At 42.7% G+C, this 21,848-nt stretch carries 16 protein-coding genes and 1 pseudogene; 1 reads left to right on the top strand and 16 read right to left on the bottom strand.

Features of this window, described 5'->3' with window-relative positions; translation table 11 throughout:
• Positions 1–54: 54 nt before the first annotated feature.
• The 5 genes from serC to RCG24_RS21115 all read right to left on the bottom strand — a co-directional run bounded on the left by serC (position 55) and on the right by RCG24_RS21115 (position 5,001).
• Entirely contained in the window at positions 55–1,149 is a 1,095-nt protein-coding gene (gene serC, locus RCG24_RS21135) for a 3-phosphoserine/phosphohydroxythreonine transaminase (RefSeq protein ID WP_308077995.1), read from the bottom strand.
• A 112-nt stretch (positions 1,150–1,261) separates the two neighbouring features.
• Positions 1,262–2,197, bottom strand: a complete 936-nt coding sequence (gene thrB / locus RCG24_RS21130; RefSeq protein WP_308077994.1) for a homoserine kinase — start codon at positions 2,195–2,197, stop codon at positions 1,262–1,264.
• Complete coding sequence (thrC, locus tag RCG24_RS21125) at positions 2,184–3,257, bottom strand: threonine synthase (RefSeq protein ID WP_308079234.1); 1,074 nt, start codon at positions 3,255–3,257, stop codon at positions 2,184–2,186. Before thrC ends, thrB begins: the two co-directional genes overlap by 14 nt.
• Positions 3,258–3,259: 2 nt before the next feature.
• Positions 3,260–4,552, bottom strand: coding sequence for a homoserine dehydrogenase (locus RCG24_RS21120; RefSeq protein ID WP_308077993.1), 1,293 nt, complete (start codon positions 4,550–4,552; stop codon positions 3,260–3,262).
• Between the two features lie 320 nt (positions 4,553–4,872).
• A complete protein-coding gene (locus RCG24_RS21115) occupies positions 4,873–5,001 on the bottom strand; it encodes a hypothetical protein (RefSeq protein WP_308077992.1) in 129 nt (42 codons plus the stop codon).
• Positions 5,002–5,247: 246 nt separating this feature from the next.
• On the opposite strand from RCG24_RS21115, the gene serA reads away from it, so the two are divergent.
• Positions 5,248–6,891: a phosphoglycerate dehydrogenase gene (gene serA / locus RCG24_RS21110; RefSeq protein WP_308077991.1), complete on the top strand. Its 1,644-nt coding sequence runs from the start codon at positions 5,248–5,250 to the stop codon at positions 6,889–6,891.
• A 65-nt stretch (positions 6,892–6,956) separates the two neighbouring features.
• Here serA and RCG24_RS21105 read toward each other — a convergent pair whose 3' ends face one another.
• The 11 genes and pseudogenes from RCG24_RS21105 to RCG24_RS21055 form a co-directional block, all read right to left on the bottom strand.
• Positions 6,957–8,192: a sensor domain-containing diguanylate cyclase gene (locus RCG24_RS21105; RefSeq protein WP_308077990.1), complete on the bottom strand. Its 1,236-nt coding sequence runs from the start codon at positions 8,190–8,192 to the stop codon at positions 6,957–6,959.
• Between the two features lie 159 nt (positions 8,193–8,351).
• On the bottom strand, positions 8,352–9,479 hold the full coding sequence (locus tag RCG24_RS21100) for an HAD family hydrolase (RefSeq protein ID WP_202655741.1): 1,128 nt from the start codon (positions 9,477–9,479) through the stop codon (positions 8,352–8,354).
• A 141-nt stretch (positions 9,480–9,620) separates the two neighbouring features.
• On the bottom strand, positions 9,621–11,081 hold the full coding sequence (locus tag RCG24_RS21095) for an NAD-dependent succinate-semialdehyde dehydrogenase (RefSeq protein ID WP_308077989.1): 1,461 nt from the start codon (positions 11,079–11,081) through the stop codon (positions 9,621–9,623).
• Between the two features lie 4 nt (positions 11,082–11,085).
• Positions 11,086–12,456, bottom strand: a complete 1,371-nt coding sequence (gabT, locus tag RCG24_RS21090; RefSeq protein WP_308077988.1) for a 4-aminobutyrate--2-oxoglutarate transaminase — start codon at positions 12,454–12,456, stop codon at positions 11,086–11,088.
• 97 nt (positions 12,457–12,553) lie between these two features.
• A pseudogene (locus RCG24_RS21085) lies at positions 12,554–13,934 on the bottom strand (putrescine aminotransferase).
• Positions 13,935–14,055: 121 nt separating this feature from the next.
• Positions 14,056–15,528: an aldehyde dehydrogenase family protein gene (locus tag RCG24_RS21080; RefSeq protein WP_308079233.1), complete on the bottom strand. Its 1,473-nt coding sequence runs from the start codon at positions 15,526–15,528 to the stop codon at positions 14,056–14,058.
• Positions 15,529–15,799: 271 nt separating this feature from the next.
• On the bottom strand, positions 15,800–17,926 hold the full coding sequence (locus RCG24_RS21075; RefSeq protein ID WP_308079232.1) for a sigma 54-interacting transcriptional regulator: 2,127 nt from the start codon (positions 17,924–17,926) through the stop codon (positions 15,800–15,802).
• Positions 17,927–18,044: 118 nt separating this feature from the next.
• Positions 18,045–18,314: a biotin/lipoyl attachment domain-containing protein gene (locus tag RCG24_RS21070; RefSeq protein WP_308077987.1), complete on the bottom strand. Its 270-nt coding sequence runs from the start codon at positions 18,312–18,314 to the stop codon at positions 18,045–18,047.
• 1 nt (position 18,315) lies between these two features.
• Positions 18,316–18,606 carry an SAV0927 family protein gene (locus tag RCG24_RS21065; protein WP_202655738.1) on the bottom strand — a complete coding sequence of 97 codons (291 nt, stop codon included), beginning with the start codon at positions 18,604–18,606 and terminating at the stop codon, positions 18,316–18,318.
• Positions 18,607–18,628: 22 nt separating this feature from the next.
• On the bottom strand, positions 18,629–19,915 hold the full coding sequence (locus tag RCG24_RS21060; RefSeq protein WP_308077986.1) for a Glu/Leu/Phe/Val family dehydrogenase: 1,287 nt from the start codon (positions 19,913–19,915) through the stop codon (positions 18,629–18,631).
• 255 nt (positions 19,916–20,170) lie between these two features.
• Positions 20,171–21,526 (bottom strand): APC family permease, encoded by a 1,356-nt coding sequence (locus RCG24_RS21055; RefSeq protein WP_374049111.1) that lies wholly within the window; start codon positions 21,524–21,526, stop codon positions 20,171–20,173.
• Positions 21,527–21,848 lie beyond the last annotated feature (322 nt).

The raw sequence follows: 21,848 nt of genomic DNA, 5'->3' as shown, positions 1-21,848 counted from the left end.
CAGCAAAAAATAGGACGGGCAGTTTTTTCCGATTCATTCAGTTCTTATCGATTATTAGCCATTTACTTGTTGGAATTGTTTCATGAAGTCACGGAATGCCCGGCAGGCTTCATAGGGAACCGCATTGTAGATGGAAGCGCGGCAGCCGCCGACAGAACGATGACCATTTACCCCAACAAAGCCTGCTTGTTTTGCTTCAGCCAAAAATTTCTTTTCTAACACTTCATCTTTCACACGGAAGGTGACGTTCATTAGCGAACGGCTGTCCTTTTCCGCATGTCCGATGTAAAATCCGTTACTTTCATCAATTGCATCATAAAGTAATTTTGCCTTTTCTTCGTTTCTTCTGGCTATTTCAGTAATGCCGCCAATGCTCTTTACCCAGTTGAGAACCTCCCCAAGCATGTAGATGCCAAAGGTCGGCGGTGTGTTGTATAACGAATTATTTTTTGCATGAGTGCTGTATTTTAACATTGTCGGAATATCTTTATTTGCTTTTTCAATCAAATCGTCACGGATAATGACAACTGTTACACCTGAAGGTCCGAGGTTTTTCTGGGCACCGGCATAGATAAGCGCAAATTTGCTGATATCGATAGGCCGTGACAGAATATCGCTCGACATATCTCCAATTAGTGGCACATCGACAGCAGGAAAGTCTTTCCACTCGGTACCGTAAATAGTGTTATTAGATGTCAGATGCAGGTAGGCATCATCCGCATTATACTGAAGCTCATTTTGCAAAGGAATCCGGCGGTAATGATCGTCTTTTGTGCTCGCAGCTTCATAAGGATTCCCAAAAACTTCAGCTTCTTTAAAGGCTTTTTCAGACCACGAACCGGTTAAAACATAGCCTGCTTTTTGTTCCGGTTTTAAGAAGTTCATTGGAATCATCGAAAACTGCAGACTTGCACCGCCTTGGAGAAATAGAATCTGATAATGATCAGGTATCGACAGCAGTTCTTTCAAGGAGGCCTTGGCTTGATTATGTACCTCCTCATATTCCTTACTGCGATGGCTTAATTCCATTACAGACATACCGGTACCGCGAAAATCAAGGAATTCCTGCTGGGCTTTTTCTAAAACCTCAAGGGGGAGGGCAGATGGACCCGCATTAAAGTTGTAGGCGCGTGTCACTTGTACATTCATTTCTTTCACTCCTGTTTATAACATGTTATCTTTATCTATCTACGCTCAAGATTAGCAGTTGCACGACTACTTCGGTCCTTAGCGAAGGGCAGCCATCACGCTGCCCTTTCATTTATACAAGCTTCTTCGTTTGAAAGGGATTGGGTTCGCAGTCTTCTACCAGACTACCAAAATAATCGATGCTTAATAGTTTTACCGACATTTCGGAAAAAAGCTGCTGCAGGTTATGTGCCAGCTTTCTACCTTTGGCTTTTTCGGTAAAACAGATCACAGTAGGACCGGCCCCGCTTAAGGCAGTTCCGAATGCCCCATTTTTCTTGGCCGCACTCTCCACAGCCTGATAAAAAGGAATAAGTGGACGGCGATAGGGCTGATGAAAACGATCCCTCTCCATCATTTTACCTGCCAATTGCCAATTTTCGCTTAATAAAGCGGCAACCAATAGGTTGGCTGTTGAAGACGCTGCAATTGCCTCACTGCGTGAAAACTCTTTAGGGAGTACATCACGGGAATCCTTTGTTAATAATGTCTCCTTGGGAATAACCGCAACCGCCTCAAAAGGAAGATTGGTAAACGACAGCACATCAACCTCATTTTGCTGATAGCTGCCGACGACTAAACCTCCGTAAATAGACGCTCCAACATTATCCGGATGGCCCTCTATTTCCGTTGCCAATAAAAGCTTATCTTCTCTAGTTAATGCCAGCTCACAGGCGATATCGGCCAGCTCAATTCCCGCGACAATCGCGGAGGCGCTGGAACCGAGACCACGGGCCAGGGGAATTTCGCTTGCGACTTTCACCTTGTATGGAGACATTTCTTTCCCGTACTTTTTCGCTACCCCGATGGCCACTTGGGCGATAAAATGCTGCTCGTCATTTGGAAGATTTGCCAGCTCTTGATTTGCGGAATAAAACTCCCACTGGTTACTTTGCTCCACTTCCAGTGTTAAATACAGATTAAGTGCCAAGCCGATGGAGTCAAACCCCGGACCAAGATTGGCCGTGCTGGCAGGGACCCTGATTCGCATTCGATTATTTAGAGGCATCACTTACAACCCCTCGAATATGTTCTGCAACCGCCTTTTCGTCATTTGGCAATTGAGTTGGTGCTACAAGGCTGCTTTTAATCGCCGTGTCCGGATCCTTTAAGCCATTGCCTGTAAGGACAGCAACAATGGTTGTTCCCTTGGCGATTTTGCCATTTTGAATACTTTTATAAACTCCTGCGATGGAGGCGCAGGATGCCGGTTCTGCAAAAACACCGTCAGTGGAGGCTAATTTTTTATAGGCGGCGACGATTTCTTCATCGGTGACCTCATCAAACTGTCCAGCCGATTCCTGGACTGCATTTACAGCTAAATTCCAGCTTGCCGGATTCCCGATCCGGATGGCCGTAGCAATTGTTTCCGGATTTTCAAATACGCGGTTATGGACAAGTGCGGCAGCACCGGCCGCTTCAAAGCCAAACATTCTTGGCAGTCCTGTCTCTTTTTTGTCGTTGTATTCTTTAAACCCTTTCCAATAGGCGCTGATATTACCGGCATTTCCGACTGGAATCGCGAGGATATCCGGTGCTGAGCCCAGCTGGTCGCATACCTCAAAAGCAGCGGTCTTCTGTCCTTCCAGTCTGTAAGGGTTCACTGAATTCACAAGAGTAATTGGTTCCACTTTGCTAATATTGCGAACCATTTGTAACGCTTGGTCAAAGTTCCCCTCAATGGAGATAATTTCCGCTCCGTACATCATCGCTTGCGCCAGTTTTCCCAAGGCAATTTTTCCTTCCGGGATGACCACGATGCAATTAATTCCGGCACGAGCGGCATAGGCAGCAGCGGCGGCGGATGTATTTCCGGTGGAAGCACAAATAACGGTTTTGCTGCCTTCCTCTACCGCTTTGGCAACCGCCATCACCATGCCCCGGTCTTTAAACGATCCGGTTGGATTGGCCCCCTCCACTTTCACATAAAGCTCTACGCCCCATTCCTCGGACAGCCTTTCAAGCTTAATTAGCGGTGTATTCCCCTCATTTAAAGTCAGTTTTGGGGTCCTCTCATTGATTGGTAAGTACTCTTTATACGCTTCTAGTAATCCTGGCCATCTTTTCATCATTATTTCCTCACTACCCTATATGTGCTTTTTACTTCCTTGACTGCTTGTAAATCATGTAATTCTTGTAAAATCTGCTGATAACTTGTTAATGAAGCATGATGTGTTACCAAAATTATTTCAGAAGTTTCATGTTTCTTAATCGGCAGCTGCAGGATTTCTTCAAAGCTTACCCCGTGTTTTGCAAATATGGTGGTAATTTCCGCAAAAACGCCGACCTCATCCTGGACATGAATCCGTAAGAAATACTTCGAAAACTTCTCACTGTCTTCCTTTAATTGTTTCGGGTATTGTGGTGTGACCGCGCTTTTACCATTCACGCCAATCCGCAGATTCTTGATCACAGCAACCAAATCCGAAACAACGGCTGATGCGGTTGGCAGACTGCCCGCACCCGGGCCATAAAACATCGTTTCTCCTACTGCCTCACCGTATACATATACGGCATTATACTCATTTTGGACCGCAGCAAGCGGATGATTATTCGACAAGAAGGTCGGAGCGACACTAACCTCGACTTTTTCACCTTCGCGATGGGCATAGCCGATTAACTTCATCGTATAGCCCAATTTTTTGCCATAGGCGATATCTTCTTCTGTAACACTTGTGATCCCGCTTACCTGAACATCGTCCAAGTCAATATGCATTGAAAAACCCAAGGTCGCTAAGATCGTCATCTTTCGAGCGGCATCCAAGCCCTCCACATCTGAAGTCGGATCGGCTTCTGCAAATCCCAGTTCCTGCGCTTCTTTCAGGACCTCTTCATACGATCTGCCTTCATTGCTCATTTTGGTTAAAATATAATTGGTCGTTCCATTAACAATCCCCATCATTTGCGTAATTCGATCAGATGCCAGCCCATCAACCAAGCCCCTTAAAATGGGAATACCGCCGCCGACACTGGCTTCGTAAAAAAGGTCGCAGCCATATTCTGAAGCAACCGTTAACAGCTCTGAACCATGCAGGGCCATTAAATCTTTATTGGCAGTCACGACATGTTTCCCTTGTCGGAGCGCTGTAATTAAATAATCTTTCGTCTCATCCATTCCGCCCATTACTTCAATGACGACATCGATCTCTTGATCTAATAGAATATCATCAGCACTTGAAGTCAACAGTTCAGAATCTATTTCAATTGGCCGCTTCTTATGTACATTTTGGACAAGGATCTTTTTAATAACCACCGGGCAGCCTACTTGGTGCATTAATTTGTCTTGGTGATTTTTGATAATTTGGACAACCCCCGTACCGACTGTCCCTAACCCCAGTAAACCTATTGAGATAGCTTTCATCATATCTCCCTCCGCATAGTGTCCTCCCACAGTGAACAAATGTATTTCTGTTGTAGACATTATATTATTCACTGAATCTTTTTACAATAGATATGTTTTTTGGGCCACCGACTGTAATCGCTTACCCTTGCACCGTTGTTGAATTCTTGTCATCAGTTAAAATTTTTCCTGAAAAATGTTTAGATTTTTTTCTGCTTTATCCCTTTACTTTACAGAAGTTGACATGTAGAATATGGCTATATTAAATGATTTTGAAATTTTATTATATTTTGTTTAATCCAACAAATGATCAGTAATGATGAAGACGGCATTAAAAAATGGCTTCAGAGAGCCGGTGGCCGCTGTGAACCGGTGCCTTTTTTTAATTGATAAGCAAACAGCGCACCTTTGCTGAAGCTTAACGAATTGCCCAGCACTTCTGAACTGGCTGCTGAACACTTATTCGTAGGCAAGCCCGGTTAAAACCGTTACATGTATAAGGTCGCAGGACTTTCCCGGCGGCAAACGAGGGTGGCACCACGTACATTCACGTCCCTCATAACACGACCATTGTGTCTGTTATGAGGGACGTTTTTTTATAAATTAAGATTAAAAGGATGTTGATATTTCCAGATCAAAATTGAAATCTCGTTAAATGGTTTGTATGAAAAGATGGACTTATGGATTAGCGAAAAAAGATCTCAGGAGGTATATTTGGAATGTTTAAAGTACTTGTCACAGACGGGATTAGCCAAACAGGTTTAAAGAGTCTGCTAAATCATCCCCATTTTATCGTCGATCGGCAGCCAACACTGCCAACAGCCGAATTAAAAATGATGATTGGTGATTACGATGCCCTGATTGTCCGCAGCCAAACAAAGGTAACGGAGGAGCTGCTGCAGGCAGCAGACCGCCTGCGGGTAATCGCCCGGGCAGGGGTCGGCGTCGATAATATCGATGTCAACGCCGCAACCAAAAAAGGAATCATTGTGATTAACGCCCCTGGCGCCAATACGATCGCGGCAACAGAACACACACTGGCGATGATGCTGGCACTGGCACGCAAGATCCCGCAAGCCCATCAAAAAACCACTTCAGGCGAATGGGACCGCAATTCATTTAAAGGTGTGGAATTGTACAAGAAAACACTTGGTGTAGTCGGCATGGGGAAAATTGGGACAGAAGTCGCCAAGCGGGCGAAAAGCTTTGGCATGACTATTTTGGGGTTTGATCCCTATTTAACGGAAGAGCGGGCGAAAAAACTGGGAATTACCAAAGCAAGCCTGGATTTAATTGCTGCCGAGTCTGATTTTATTACCGTTCATACCCCGCTGACCAATGATACAAGAGGTATTATTAATGATGCATTTTTGGCAAAAACCAAAAAAGGAGTCCGCTTCGTTAACTGCGCCCGCGGCGGTATTATTGACGAGAAGGCATTAGTACGGGCAATCGCATCCGGCCATGTAGCCGGGGCAGCCTTGGATGTATTTGAAAAAGAACCCGTTGCCGATCCTGAATTACTGCAAAACCCGAATATCATTGTGACGCCGCATCTTGGGGCTTCAACAGTGGAGGCTCAAGAAAAAGTGGCCCAGGAGGTCAGCGCGGAAATTATCGATATTTTTGAAACACAATCGATTCAGCATGCTGTGAATATGCCGCAAATGTCGGGGGAAACCCAAGCCAAACTGCAACCGTACTTACTGCTGGGCGACCAAATCGGCCAGCTGGTGATTCAATTACTGAATAAGCAGGCACCTGAAAAAATCACCATCAATTACTACGGTGATTTAATTGACGAAGATACCGAGTTGTTAACACGGACGATGCTAAAAGGTATCCTATCCTATCACTTGAGCGATTCTGTCAATCTCATCAACGTTCTGCATCTTTTAAAAGAACAGGGTGTTTCCTATAATGTGCAAAAAAATGCCACTAATAAAGGCTTCGCCAATTATATGGAACTGTCTGTTTCCCAGGGATTTCAATCAGCGCGGATTGGAGCAACTGTGTTAAATGGCTACGGGGCAAGGGTGGTCAAGATCAACGATTACCGTATTGATGTTAAACCGGAAAAATACCTATTATATATTAAACACCATGACGTACCGGGGATGATTGGAAAAGTAGGCTCCTTACTAGGAAATTATCAAATTAACATCGGTACCATGCAGGTAGGCCGGACAGAAGTCGGCGGAGAGGCGATTATGGTGTTAACCCTTGATAAAACATTAGGCACCGAAATTCTCCATGAGCTGACCCTTATTGATGGCTTGGAGGAAGCCCAGTTGCTTGAGTTAACCAATGTCGATTCCTTTGAACCCGGACGCATCGAGCCGCAAAAGGTGGAGACCATTTAATTAAACCAGTCAAAAAAAATACAAAACACGCTCGGATAGTTGGTTTCCGGGCGTGTTTTACCATATTAATAAGAAAATTGTTTTGTATAATAAGTTACTTGATTACGTCCCTTTTGTTTAGATGCATATAAAGCCTTATCCGCCATGGAAATGATCTCATTTGGCTTCATATCTCCCGTCGGTTTAATGGAGGCAGCACCGAGGCTTATCGTTACATAATCAGCAACCGGGGAACCTTGATGGGGAATTTTTAAATCCAATATCGCATTTCTTATTTCTTCGGCCAATGCCAGTACCTCTTGTTCTGTCCGTTGGAGCAGGATAATACCAAACTCCTCTCCGCCATATCTGGCAATACAATTGGGGGGGTCATGATTAAGGTCTTGTAACCGCTCTGAAATTATTTTCAAACAGTCATCACCCGCTAAGTGCCCATAAGTATCGTTATAGTTTTTATAATAATCGATATCAAAAAGGATTAAGGAGAAATTTTCCGAGTTTTCCTTTGCCAATTCCCATTCTTTCTCAATAAATTCATTAAAATGCCGCCGATTGTATAAACCAGTCAATTCATCAATATTCACTTGAGACTTTAATGAGGTAATACTATTCGACAATTCCATTCGCATGAAATCAACATTCTTTATCAGCTCAAACATTTCATCATTTTTTCGATAAGATGGAATACCTTTGGAAAAATCATGCTCTGTATAAGATTTAACGCAATTGCTCAGCTCAATAATCGGTTTAATGAGCGACTTTAAGAGCTTGATATTTATCAATAAATCGATAACGATAATCACAAAAATACTGATCATTAAGGCGGCGAGAGTGAAATTTATCCTTGTCTTCATTAAATTTCTTACAATGCTTCTCTGTCCCTCGATTTTATCGGAAAAATTCTTAGTAGAATGGCGGAAATCATCAATTGCCTTTTTACCTTCATTTAATATTTGAACACTTGGTTGATTCCCTTTTTGAGTCTGAACAACCAAGGCTGCACCATAATGATCATGCCAATATTGCCCTTTTTCTACAATCTTTTGGGCCTCAGCATGCAAATCCGGAAACTCCTTTGTCTTTTGTAAAAGCGCTTCTGAACTTTCTGAAAACTCCTTAGCCCCTTGCCAATACGGTTCCAAGAAGTCAGCATCCTTGGTTAAGTTATAGCCTCTTTGTCCCGTTTCTTGATCGATTAGCGCTTTAAATAAATGATTGGATGACGTTTCAATACTATCTAATGCTCGTTGGCCTTTAATATTAACATTAAGAGAGTAGCGAATACTCCCAATACTAATCATGACTAAAAGAACAATAATAAATGCGGAAACGATGATAGAAGATAAATGGCGATTTCCTAATCTTCCAAGGGAGTTGACATTTATTTTGATAAATCCTCACCTTCTATCTCTTAATCTATTAAATATTTTACCATATTTGAAATATTTGTTAGCCAAAAATTATCTTAAAACAGTAGATACATCCAAGACAGAATCAAAGATATAATCTGCCTGATATTGTTCAAATTCTGCTCTGGCAGCCTTTCCCGACAGGCCTGTTAGTATCGCGGCAAACTGACAGCCCATTTGTCTGGCGGCTAACAGATCGGCTAAGGAGTCACCGACAATCAGCACCGTTTCTCCCTGCTCGATTGGCAGTGCAGTAGCTAAACATTCTTCTGCGGTTATGCCTTTTCCTTTAAGCCCCATGATGTAGGTAAACGGATGTGGCTTTGATAACGATGACAAACCGGTAAGTTCTTGTTCCGCTTTCAAAATATCATCAGCTGTTACAATTCGCTGTTCTTCAAAATATTGAAGCCAATTGAGGTGTTGAAACGGTTGGATGACTTCCAGTTCCGGTCTGCCGGTTCCAATTCCGATTGTGCATCCTCTTGAGGTCAGAAACTGAAACAGCTCAGCAATTTTTTCCTTTGGAGCGAGAGTGGTTTCCTTCGCCAAGAATCCCTGTTTACCTGTTTGCACCGAGGCTCTGCCGGTAGAAGCAAAGACATGTTCATCGCCGACATACCATTCCTGGCAGACATGCTGGCATACAGACCAAAGCTCCCCTTTTTCGAAAATAGCAGCATTAACTCCCAGCTTTTCCCTCGCCAGCTCATTCAAATAGCCCAGCAGTTCCTGCTTCTCCGCCTGTGAGCGTTTAAACTCCGCCACAAACAAGCCAAAATCCAATTTCACCTCATAGCGGCTAAGGACTTTGCCAATCTCCACTAATACTTCCCGATCGATAGGTGCCTGACACCATTTGCTGATGCTTTCATTCTCATAGTCTTTAATTTGTGACAACAGGTGAATGAGTTGATGGCTGAAGGATAGATAGATCATGTCCCAATTGGCATTGAGGCCGCGTGATTTTTGCCATTTTAGCACTTCGTCATGTTGGAAAACTGTATCTCTTATTTTTTTTATTTCAGCATCACTTGGGTTGGTAACAAATTTTTCAGGGGAAAGGCCCAGGTAATTGGGACTCATCAGCATTTCCCAAACCGTTAATGCCGAAGCATCAAAATAACGTTCTTCACTTAATAATACTCCGTCTACATCAAACAAAATTGTTTTAATCAAAGCGTTGCCCCCACTTCCAATGACCATTCATTTCAATCTATCGTAACACAGCTAATCATTAGAGTTAAAGTAAATTAACTTAAAAATCAGAAAGCAGGAAAAGCCGCAGCTTTCACAGCTGGCGGCTTTTTCTATGATTACTTATTCTAAATCCAATCCTATAGAAATATATTTTACTTCCAAAAACTCCTCAATGCCGAAATGACCGCCTTCACGGCCGATTCCACTTTCCTTGTAGCCGCCAAATGGGGCTTGGGCAACCGATGGCAGCGCATCATTCAGACCAACAATTCCATACTCCAGCTGCTCCGTGATTCTAAATGAACGGCTTAAATTTTCTGTATAGACATAAGCAGCCAAACCGTAACGAGAATTATTCGCCCGCTCGATGACTTCCTCTTCCGTTTTAAACGTTGAAATTGGGGCAAGCGGTCCAAAGATTTCATCCTTCATGCACTCCATATTGTCATCAATATTCGTGATGATCGTTGGAGCATAGAAATAGCCATTCTCTTCTTCCGGCTTGGCACCAGTGTAAACGACCTTACCACCTTGTTTAACAGCATCATTGACAAGTGTTTCGACTTTTTTATAAGCAGCCTGATCGATTAATGGACCGATGTCTACCCCTTCTTCAAGTCCATTGCCAACCTTTAGCTTCGCTAATTCTGCTTGAAAAAGCTTGGTAAATTCCTCAGCCACTCCTTCTTGGACGTAAACCCGGTTTGTGCAAATACAGGTTTGACCAGCGTTACGGAATTTGGATTGCACGAGACCAACAGCCGCTTTTTGCAAGTTGGCATCATCCATGACAATAAATGGAGCATTGCCGCCGAGCTCAAGGGAAACCTTTTTAACATTTTCCGCTGCCCCGCGCATCAATGTCTTCCCTACCTCTGTTGAACCAGTGAAGGTAATCTTGGTTACGCGCGGATCCTTGAGCCAAACATCACCAATTTCTGAAGACTTACCGGTAATCACATTTAACACACCGCTTGGGATTCCCGCTTCATGGGCCAACTCCGCCATTTTCAAGGCTGTCAGAGGTGTTTGGTTTGCTGGTTTTACGACACAGGTACAGCCTGCTGCAAGTGCTGGACCAACCTTTCTCGTAATCATCGCCGCCGGGAAGTTCCAAGGTGTAATAGCAGCAACAACCCCTACTGGTTCTTTACGGACCAGGATTCGTTTATTAGGGAACGACGCCGGAATCGTTTCACCGTAAACACGTTTGGCTTCCTCGGCATACCAGGAGATGAAACTATTGGCATAGACAACCTCACCAAGGGCCTCTTTTAACGGCTTACCTTGTTCTGTAGTCATGATTCTAGCAATCTCCAGTTTATTTTCATCGATCAATTGATGCCATTTCATTAAAAGACGGGAGCGCTCTTCTGCTGTTTTTTTCGACCACGTTTTAAAAGCACGATGGGCTGCATCTACAGCTAGTTTTGCTTCTAAACTGCCTCCGGTCGGGATTGCCCCTACTACCTCTTTCGTTGCTGGATTAATCACTTCAGTGAAAATCTCATAATCATTGCCGACCCATTTTCCATCAAGATACATTGGATAAATTTGATACTCTTGATTTGCGACACTCATTTTCTTACCTCCCAGCTAAAACAGTAGATTCATTATTATGATAAACGTCGGCAAAGGCTTCTTCAAGTATTTGGAAACCTTCTTCGAGCTGTTCATCCGTGATCGTAATTGGCATCAACAGACGGATGACGTTTCCGTAAATCCCGGCACTTAAGATCATCAGCCCTCTTTCACCGGCTGCTTTTACCAGTTTTGCGACTCCTTCTTTATCAGGAGTTTTCGTAAGTTTATCTTTTACGATTTCCATCGCACACATTGCCCCAAGACCGCGGACATCACCAATGCAATCAAAGCGAGTGCTTAGCTGCTTCATTTTGTCGATAATCCTGTCACCCAGCATGGCTGCACGTTCATTAAGTTTTTCACTTTCAATAATATCTAGCACCGCCAGTGCAGCCTGACAGCCCAGCGGACTTCCGGAGTATGTCCCGCCGATCTCACCGGATGCAGCTGCATCCATAATTTCTGCCCGGCCAATGACCCCGCTAATTGGCACCCCGGCCCCCATTGATTTGGATATCGTGATTAAATCAGGGACAACACCAAAATGCTCAATGGAAAAATATTTTCCGGTCCGGGCAAAGCCTGCTTGAATTTCATCCGCAACAAAAAGGATGCCATACTGCGTACAGATTTCTCTAATTCTTTGAACAAAAGCGATATCAGGCACGATAAAGCCGCCTTCTCCTTGAACCGGTTCCATCACTACCGCAGCAATTGTTTCCGGGGCAACTTCAGCGATTAAAAATTGTTCAAACTGGTCAATCATCATTTCACTGTATTGCTGTTCGCTGATTCCTTCCGGCCGGCGGTAAACATATGGATAAGGCGCTTTGTACACCTCCGGGGCAAAAGGGCCAAACTCATATTTGTAAGGCTTAACTTTGCTGGTCATCGTCATGGTCATTAAAGTTCTGCCGTGGAACCCCCTTGTAAACGAAATAATTCCTTGGCGTTTCGTGTATTTGCGGGCAATTTTCACGGCATTTTCAACTGCTTCGGCCCCGCTGTTAAAAAAGGCTGCTTTTTTAGCAAACTCGCCTGGCGCAAGCTTACAAAGTCTTTCAGCAAGTTCGATATAGGATTCATACATCATGACATTAAATCCGGTATGTACGAACTGGCTTGCCTGTTCTTGAATCGCTTTAACTACTTTTGGATGGGAGTGGCCGACATTCAGTGTTCCAATCGCACCGGCAAAATCGATATAGATATTCCCATCGACATCTTCAACAACGGCTCCTTCCGCTTTTTTTACAAAGGAGTGGCAATTATTACTAATGCCCTTGGGCACATACTTATTTCTCCGCTCTAATATTTCTAAAGATTTTGGCCCTGGAATGGCTGTTTGCTGTTTTACGATGTAATCGTCCAATTTTAACTCCCCTTATATATATATTTTGATTTTTTTATTTTAGTAGGAATGAAAGCAATCGGTACTGGACCGATTGCTTTGATGAAAATTTTCCTAATTATACTTCTTTCACATTCTCCAATACCTTCTTGAAGGTGCTGACCACTTTATCAACCTCTTCATAGCTAATGGTTAATGCTGGCTCAATTCGGATTGTTTTTGAATTAATCAGCGTGCCAGCTACGAGAACACCATTATCAAACATTCCTTTTGAGACTTCATAACCGATTTCGTCCTTGTGGAACTCGATCCCAATCATTAAACCTTGACCGCGGATTTCCTGGACTTTGTCTTCATGACCGACCGCTGCTTTTTTCAATTCATTTAGAAAATACTCACCCACAACCGCTGCTCGTTCCGGCAATTTCTCATCGATTAAGACGCCAATCGTCGCAATTGCGGCAGCACAAGCCAGCGGATTGCCGCCAAAGGTGGTGGTATGCATAAATGGATTTGGAAACCAACTTTTGAATACTTCCTCTTTCGCTACAACGGCTCCGGCCGGCATAACGCCCCCGCCAAATGCTTTGGCTAGACAGATAATATCCGGCACGACATCGTACAATTCGGCAGCAAACATTTTTCCAGTCCGGCCCATCCCTGTTTGCACTTCATCAAAAATCAATAGCGCCCCAAACTCATCACAAAGCTCACGAACTTGTTTTAAGTATCCTTCAGGTGGCAGGATAATGCCCCCTTCTCCTTGAATTGGCTCAAGGATGACGGCCGCCACATCTTCACCAACAAGCGCACAGGTTTCAAATGTCTTACGCATCATTCTCGATATCACCGTACTGGACATGACGGAAGCCTGGAATTAATGGCAGGAATGGCTTACGGAACATCCCTTTTGCCGTACCGGATAATGATCCCAGACTTTTTCCGTGGAATGCCCGCGTTGTTGAAATAAATGTTGTCCGCTCACTATACATTTTTGCCAGCTTCAATGCTGCTTCAACACTTTCCGTTCCACTGTTAGTGAAAAAGGCATATTTTAAATCCCCTGGGGTGATTTCTGCTAAAATTTTTGCCAGCATCGCACGCAGCGGGTCAAGCAAATCCTGACTGTGAAGTGCCTGGTGCTTCAGAAGCTGATCCGTCACAGCTTTTACAACCTTCGGATTGCGGTGGCCGACATTATAAATGCCAAAACCACCAAGACAGTCAATGTATTCTTTACCATTTACATCCTTAAAGCAGGCACCGTTATCCGACCATTCAACAGCGGCAAATTGACCACCTTCAGTTACGGTTTTGCGATATTCCAGGAACCCTGGATTGACATACTCACGGAAGCCGTCAACCGTTTCCTTCGTAATCCAGGCAGCATCCTCTTCGGTTATTTGTTCCTTTTCTACTAAACTTAAAACCTTCTCAATATACTTACTTACATTTTGCAGCTTTTCACTCTTTGATTCACTTGTCATATCGATACTCATCATGATCTCTCCTCATTTTAGTAAAATATGAATTGTGTTTGCGTATTTAGTTTTTATCTTCACTATATCTACATTTCAAGCAAAAAAGGGCTTGCTAAATGAAGGCATCACAACACTTTTTTTAGTTTTCAAACCAGCCAACCGGCTCAACTTGTAAATTGATATTAATTTGTTTAATTTCCTGGAATTCCTCAAGACCAAATGTGCCTAGGCTGCGACCGATTCCACTTTGCTTATAACCGCCCCATGGCGCCTCATTATAAGTAGGATGGTAGGAATTGATCCAAGTAATTCCGGCGCGCAAGCTTTTAATCACCCGCAAGGCTTTTGCTCCATCATTGGAGAAAACTCCTCCTGCCAGTCCATAAACAGTGCCGTTGGCAAGCTTGATGGCTTCCGCTTCATCCTTAAACTTCTGAATGACACAAACAGGGCCAAAGATTTCCTCCTGAACGATTCGCATGTCTTGCTTGACATCAACAAATACAGTTGGCTCAACAAAATAACCCTTTTCCAAACCACTTTTGACGATACGGTTTCCGCCGCAGGCGACCGTTGCCCCTTCTTGTTTACCAAGCTCAATATAATGAAGTACTTTTTCTAAATGCTGGGCGCTGACAAGCGGGCCCATTTCAGTCGCTGGGTCATTACCCGGTCCGACCTTGATTTTTTTCGCTCTTTCTACAAAGCGGGCCACAAATTGATCATAAATGCTTTCTTCAACCAGAATTCTTGAACCTGCAGAACAAACCTGACCGGCTCCGGAAAAAATCCCGAATAATGCATAATCAACCGCGACTTCAAAATCAGCATCAGCAAAAATGATATTTGGCGATTTTCCGCCTAACTCCAAGGAAACTTTTTTCATCGTATCGGCAGCCGTTCTCATGATATGTTTTCCTGTTTTTGTACCGCCGGTAAAGGAAACCATATCAACTTCCGGATGGGAGGCGATTTCATGACCAACCACTGGGCCGGCACCCATAACCATATTGGCTACCCCTTTTGGTAAACCAACCTCTTCAAAAATTTCAAACAGTTTCATCGGCGTAACCGGGGTAACCTCTGATGGTTTATAGACGACGGTATTACCTGCCGCAAGCGCTGGAGCAAGCTTCCATACACTCATCAATAATGGATAGTTCCAGGGAACGATCAGTCCGCAGACACCGACCGGTTCCCGAACGACCATTGCCTGCATCGGGTCGGCTACATGGTAAGTATAACCATCCGGTGCTTTAATCAAGCCTGCATAATAGCGGAAGCAGGCAGCCGCATCGGCAACGTCGAAGCCTGCTTCTCTCAATGGTTTTCCGTTATCCATTGTTTCAAGTTCGGTTAATTCATCGGCATATTCATCAATTTTATCGGCAATTTTCAATAAATAGGAGGCTCTTTCCTGTGCAGATAATCCGGACCAAACACCAGCTTCGAAAGCTTTTCGGGCCGCATAAATGGCCGCGCGGGCATCTGCAACCGTTCCTTCAGGAGCATGGGCAATTACTTCTCCGGTAGCAGGATTTATGACAGGGCGTGTTTCTTGATTTTCGGCGTCCTTCCATTCGCCATCGATATACATTTTAAGATTAATCACACGATTTTTTACCTCAACCATATCCAATTCCTCCTTTTAGATTCCTCACTTATTTATAAATGCAAGAACCGTGCCAATTAGAAAAGCGCAAGCGCCGGGGGATCTCCTAGAAAACCTATTCATATTTGCATAGAGGTATTTCCATTTGCATAGAAAACAGAATATTAAAAAAGCTGTTTCAGATCCGAACATCCAAACAGCTTTTTTGTCATGACAAAGTGAAACTTCCATTAGTGGGGGTCTTACTGCCCGTTAAGGAAGGATAAATGTCTCACATTTCAACCTTCATATTTTTTTCACTTAAAATTTTTTGATATTTCCGACTTACGGATGATTGACTGATTCCCAATGCCTTGGCAGCCTTTGTTGTCGTTTTGTATTGATTCATCGCCATGACGATCAGCTGCTCTTCAACATGGTCCAGCGCTTCCTGTAATGGAATCACTCTCGTAATAACCGGCTTCATTTTCTTATTTTCATAGCCTAATGATAAAAATTGACTAACAAACTCCGCGTCAATGGCAGGATGGTCAGCAGTGACCACTAGCCTTTCGATAATATTTTGCAGCTCGCGCACGTTTCCCGGCCATGAATAAAATTCAAGGACATTGATAGCATCAGGCGTTAAATGATAGTTACGATTATATTTTTCATTCAACTGCTGCAAAAAGTGAAATGCGAGCAAGGAAATATCTTCCGTCCGCTCCCGAAGCGGCGGAATTTGAATTGGAATAACATTTAAGCGATAGTATAAATCTTGGCGAAAAGTACCGGCTTCAACCATTTTCGCCAAATTTTTATTGGTTGCCGCAATAATTTGCACATCCACTTTAATCGGAGTCGTACTTCCGACCGGAATCACTTCCTGCTCCTGAAGCACTCGCAATAATTTCACCTGGAGATGCATCGGCATTTCACCAATTTCATCGAGAAACAAAATTCCCCCGTCCGCCTGTTTGAAGTAGCCGTCTTTACCATTCTTATTAGCACCGGTAAATGCGCCCTTGGCATAACCAAATAATTCGCTTTCCAATAAATTTTCCGGTATCGCACCACAATTCAATTTTAAAAATGGCTTATGCGAACGGTTGCCTAAATGATGGATCGCTTGAGCAATAACCTCTTTTCCGACCCCCGATTCACCATATAACAGTACTGTCGAGGAAAACTCAGCAATCTTTTGAACCTGATTCATAATTTTTTCCATCTTTGGACTGCAGTATATCAACTTTTTTAAGAACCGGTCCTTGCTTTTAAAATCATCTAACTCCTTTTTATATTGCTCCGAGATTTTCTTCATTTCCTGCAATTCACTTTTTAACTTTGTGGTCTCGGTAATATCGCGTGAGGCAATAATAATCCGTTCCAATTCCTGTTTTTCATTAAACACGGGATTGCCGACTGCAAGGATTTTTCGGCCGCTTTTTGTTTCCTGAACAACCGATACCTTTTTCTGCTTTTCAATCACAAGTCTGGTCACAGATGGCGTAAAGAGCCCCTGATCTTCAAGGTCAAGGACGTTTTTTCCAATCAACTCCTTCAAGTCCACCTGCCAAAAGTCTTGAATGATATTTTCGCTATAGCGGATGAGTTCGCCTTTTGCATTTACCACAAGAATTTCATCATAAATACTGGATAGAATGGCATTTAAGTCTTTATTTAAATCCTTAATATATTCAATTTCCATGGCCATCTCTTCCACCATTGGTAAATCCTGAACAACGATAACCGCCCCTTCAACCTGCTGGTCGTAACCTAAAATTGGACTATAATCAACAAGTACTCCTACTCCATTAGTAATTTCAAGGTGATTAAGAAGCGTTTTACCGCTGGAAAAGACCTTGCTAAGATGTTTTTTGCTAAAAATCCTTTCCCCTGGAGCGTTTAAAACTTTGTCAGCAGTTGATTTTATCATTTTTAAACCGGACTCATTACAATTAATAATTTGTTTTTCTTTATCTAATATAAATATCCCCATTGGAATAGAGGTGAGGAGAATTTTGAGCAGGTCAACACCTTTATTTTCCTGTTTAAAAAGCTCTGCCAGTGCATCCTCCCGGCTTATGTAACCTTGCGGACTGCCATCCTCGGCCCTGACTAGCGCAAATGGTTCCCCAATAATTTGAAATAAATCCGTAAAGGAAATCTGTTCCCTTAGGCAACAAATACTATCAATTGATTTAGCGTGTTCAACCAATACCTCATGGGAATAGTCATGTTTTTCTAGCGCCACCTGCAAAGGTTTATTCCATGCTGCATAAGCAAATATTTGATCTTCTTTTTTCAAAAAGACAAATGGTTCTTTGAGGTTCTTCAAAGTAGAGCATAATACATCCTTACCCTCATTTATGGCAACAGAAATAATCGGTTTAATCTTTTCCTTTTTAACGGAATACATCATTATGACTCCCCCTTTGCACGTATCAAGTTTATCTTACCACTTTTCTGAATCTTATAAATAGTATACTAAAAAAAAGAAGATATGGCTCCAAGCACCACATCCTCTCAACTTTTTATTAGTCACTGCCGGTTACAAATAAATCCTCTTTTACATAAGCCAGAACCATTCCAGGAATGACGGTATCGCCCTCCTGCACTTCAATTGATTCAATTCTTCCGCTCAAGGAGGTTTGAACAATTTCGTAGGATCCATCTTCTCGCCTGATTGTAAACAATGGTTCCCACTCGTAAATTCGATCAGCATCTTTAATCGGAATCGTCGCTATTTTTCCATAACAAGGGCTGAGGAGAACACCAAAACACATATAATCACCTTCTAACCTCATTTTAATATTGCTCCTGAAAGGGACTTTTTTGTAATACCATTCCAAAGAAATCCTTGAATTCAGCAATATCTTCCTGTTGAATTCCCAGCCTGTCAGCCCAGTAGATATCTTCATTTATATCAGCCTTACAGAGCAGCACCATCTTTCCTGTCTGAATCGACGTTACCATTGCTTTTCCAAAAAAATGTTCGGAATAGCCAACCGTTAAATCATAACGGTGATTATTGGAAATAAGGCAAAAATAGCGCAGCAGCTGGTGTTCTTTTAATTCTGATAAGATTTCAAGATTCATTCATTTATTCCCCCTTATAAGATCAATATTTTAACCATCCTCTCAGCCTGGAAGCTTCTGCTAACTTTTGTATTCCTTCAATATAAGCGGCAATCTTCATATTGACACCGTATTTTTTTGCCGTATGATAAACATTTTCAAAGCTTGTATTCATTTTTTCTTTAAGCCGGGTATCCACTTCTGTCTCTGTCCAATAGAAGCCCTGATTGTTTTGGCACCACTCAAAATAAGACACAATCACACCGCCGGAATTGGCCAATATATCTGGAACAACAAGAATGCCCCGTTCATCCAATATGGCTAGCGCGTCCTTCGTTGTAGGGCCATTTGCCGCCTCAATGACAATCTGACATTTGATTCTATCTGCATTATGCTGATTAATAACGCCGGATATAGCTGCTGGAATTAATATGTCGCACTCTTTTTCCAATAGCTCCTGATTACTGATAGCGTCATCAAAACGGTTTGAGACGATCCCGAAGGAGTCTCGATTTTCTAATAAGTACGGAATATCCAAACCATTTTCATCATATAACGCGCCTAGCACATCACCAATTCCAATGACTTTTGCTCCAAGTTCATATAAATATTTTGCTAGATAGCTGCCAACATTACCAAATCCTTGAATGATAACACGGGTGTCTTTTAACTCCAATTTTCTTAATTCGCAAACCCGCTGTAATGTATATAAAACCCCTTTAGATGTAGCCGTTTCCCTGCCCTTCGAACCGCCAAGGGTAATCGGCTTGCCGGTAATAAAGCCTGGTGAGTCAAATTCCCTAATATGATCATATTCATCGAGCATCCAAGCCATGATTTGCGAATTTGTATACATATCCGGTGCCGGAATATCCTTCGTCGGTCCAACCAGTTGACTGACTGCTCTGACATAGCCTCTGCTTAGTCGTTCCAGCTCATCCTGACTCATTTTTCGCGGATCGCAGATAATTCCTCCTTTGGCCCCGCCGTACGGCAAATCGGTCACACCGCACTTCAGACTCATCCAGCCGGCCAGCGCTTTCACCTCATCCGCTGTCACATCCGGATGAAAGCGAATCCCTCCTTTTGTCGGTCCGGTTGCATCGTTATGCTGGGCCCGGAACCCTTGGAAAATTTGCGTTTGTCCATTATCCATTCGAACCGGAATACTTACTTCCAAAAATCTCATCGGTTTCCTTAGAAATTCATAAACCTGTTCCGGATAATGTAAAATTTCAACCGCTTCTTTAAGCGTTTCCTGGAACTCGATTAAGGCATTGTCCTCCGGTAAAACTTCTTTCTTTTTGACATCAAGTGAGTCGATTGCCATGTTAACACCTCATTTATAGTTGTTATAAAAACACTAAGCAAGTTCCGTGCCAACACCTAGAAAAGGAGATTCTCGGTGTATTTTTCAGTCATTGTTGCAAAAGTGAATAAAAACATTATGAAGAAATGACTTTATTATGCAAAATTGAATAATATTATTGAAAATGAAAGCTTACCGGCTGGCATGAGGCGTAGTTAAACTTATGCCTTCTTAGTAACCAAAAAAGGAAGAGCAGTTTTGCTCCTCCTGTATCCATTATAATGTTGTATTTCGATCAGCATCCTCAAATGCAAAATCAGCCATATTGACTTTAAAGAATCTGGTTTGGATAAGCAGATAGAGAAACCCGATGATAACCCAGACGATTCCTCCGATAAGAGCATCAGCCTGAAGGTTTACCCACAGAATACCGGTTGAGCCGGCCCCGAGAATCGGCATAATCAAGTAGGAAAATATATCTTTCCCGGTTTTATATCTTTTTTTCCGGAAAATAAAATAAGCAATGACCGATAAGTTTACAAAGGTAAAGGCAATTAACGCTCCAAAGTTAATAAAGGATGAAATCAATTCCAAGCTTGGTGCAATCGCCAGAAGTGAAACAAGACCAACAATGATCACGTTAAAAGCCGGTGTCCGGAATTTTGGGTGGACATAACCAAAAAACCGCTTTGGCAGGACCCCATTACGTCCCATTACATACAAAAGCCGTGATACACTGGCGTGAGAGGCAAGTCCGGAAGCTACGGTTGCCGCAAAAGCACCGGAAAGGAATATAAGTTTGAAAATGGTTCCCCCTACATACAAGCCAATTTCCGGCAGTGTGTCATCTGTTACTTTAAAACCAGATACATCTGGAAACAGCGACTGGGCAAAATAACCGGCAACAAAAAAGATCGCGCCGCCGATCAGCACCGTCAACATAATCGCCCGCGGCAATGTTTTTTCATCAATGGCTTCCTCGGCATACATCGTTACCGCGTCAAAACCGATAAACGAGAAACAAACTACCGTTGCTCCTGTTAAAACTGCTCCCAAATGAACATTTGAATGAAACAGTGGTTCAGCTGTAAAAATAGTACCTTGTCCCATTCCCTGCGAAAGCTTAATAAATGCCAAAACAATAAATGCCCCGATTAAGACAATTTCAAAAACAACCAGTAAGGAATTTAAATTAGAGGTTTTCCCCATACTCCAAACATTAATGGCCGTTACCACAGCCACATAGCTGATTACCCAAATCCAGGCCGGGACATCCGGAAACACCGAAACCATATAAATCCGAATAATTAAGGCATTTACCATCGGCAGCAGGATATAATCAAGCAGTGCTGCCCAACCGACCAAAAAACCAAGGTGCGGACTCATGGTTTCTCTTGTATACGTATATGCCGAACCTGCACTTGGAAAAACTTTGACCATTTTTCCGTAACTGATGGCTGTCAGCAACATCACCAGCAGTGCTGTAAGATAGGCAAGCGGAACAACACCATTCGTTTCTTCTGATACAATTCCAAACGTATCGAATACGACTGTTGGTGTCATATATCCTAAACCTAGTCCAACAATTGCCCATAACCCTAATGACCGTTTTAACGAAGTATTTGTGCCCAATTTTATCATCCCCCAATTGTTTATCTTTCGAATGAAATCCCTTACATTTATTTACTGGAGTGCTCTTACATACAATTCCTTATAACAGGCTGATCATCTCCTTTAGGAATGAGTTAATTAATTATTTTAAATAATTGCAATTTTCATGCCAAAATTACACTATCCATTTCAGTGAAATTTTAAATTATTCAGTTAATATTTATGTCATTTTGCATAAGTTACTCGTAGCTGCATAACAACTTTGTTCCTTAAGAACATATTCAGACATGCAAAAAAAGCAGCGATCATCCGTTTTTGGATTCGCTGCTTTTTGGATAAAATG

It is taken from the genome of Neobacillus sp. OS1-32, from assembly GCF_030915425.1.
Classification (GTDB): Bacteria; Bacillota; Bacilli; order Bacillales; family Cytobacillaceae; genus Neobacillus; species Neobacillus paridis.
This window is presented reverse-complemented; position numbering and strand designations above follow the sequence as displayed.

Coding starts and splice junctions, on each gene's coding strand:
- serC (WP_308077995.1), bottom strand. CDS start 1,149: ATGAATGTACAAGTGACACGCGCCTACAACTTTAATGCGGGTCCATCT.
- thrB (WP_308077994.1), bottom strand. CDS start 2,197: ATGCCTCTAAATAATCGAATGCGAATCAGGGTCCCTGCCAGCACGGCC.
- thrC (WP_308079234.1), bottom strand. CDS start 3,257: ATGAAAAGATGGCCAGGATTACTAGAAGCGTATAAAGAGTACTTACCA.
- RCG24_RS21120 (WP_308077993.1), bottom strand. CDS start 4,552: ATGATGAAAGCTATCTCAATAGGTTTACTGGGGTTAGGGACAGTCGGT.
- serA (WP_308077991.1), top strand. CDS start 5,248: ATGTTTAAAGTACTTGTCACAGACGGGATTAGCCAAACAGGTTTAAAG.
- RCG24_RS21105 (WP_308077990.1), bottom strand. CDS start 8,192: ATGATTAGTATTGGGAGTATTCGCTACTCTCTTAATGTTAATATTAAA.
- RCG24_RS21095 (WP_308077989.1), bottom strand. CDS start 11,081: ATGAGTGTCGCAAATCAAGAGTATCAAATTTATCCAATGTATCTTGAT.
- RCG24_RS21075 (WP_308079232.1), bottom strand. CDS start 17,926: ATGTATTCCGTTAAAAAGGAAAAGATTAAACCGATTATTTCTGTTGCC.
- RCG24_RS21070 (WP_308077987.1), bottom strand. CDS start 18,314: ATGAGGTTAGAAGGTGATTATATGTGTTTTGGTGTTCTCCTCAGCCCT.
- RCG24_RS21065 (WP_202655738.1), bottom strand. CDS start 18,606: ATGAATCTTGAAATCTTATCAGAATTAAAAGAACACCAGCTGCTGCGC.
- RCG24_RS21060 (WP_308077986.1), bottom strand. CDS start 19,915: ATGGCAATCGACTCACTTGATGTCAAAAAGAAAGAAGTTTTACCGGAG.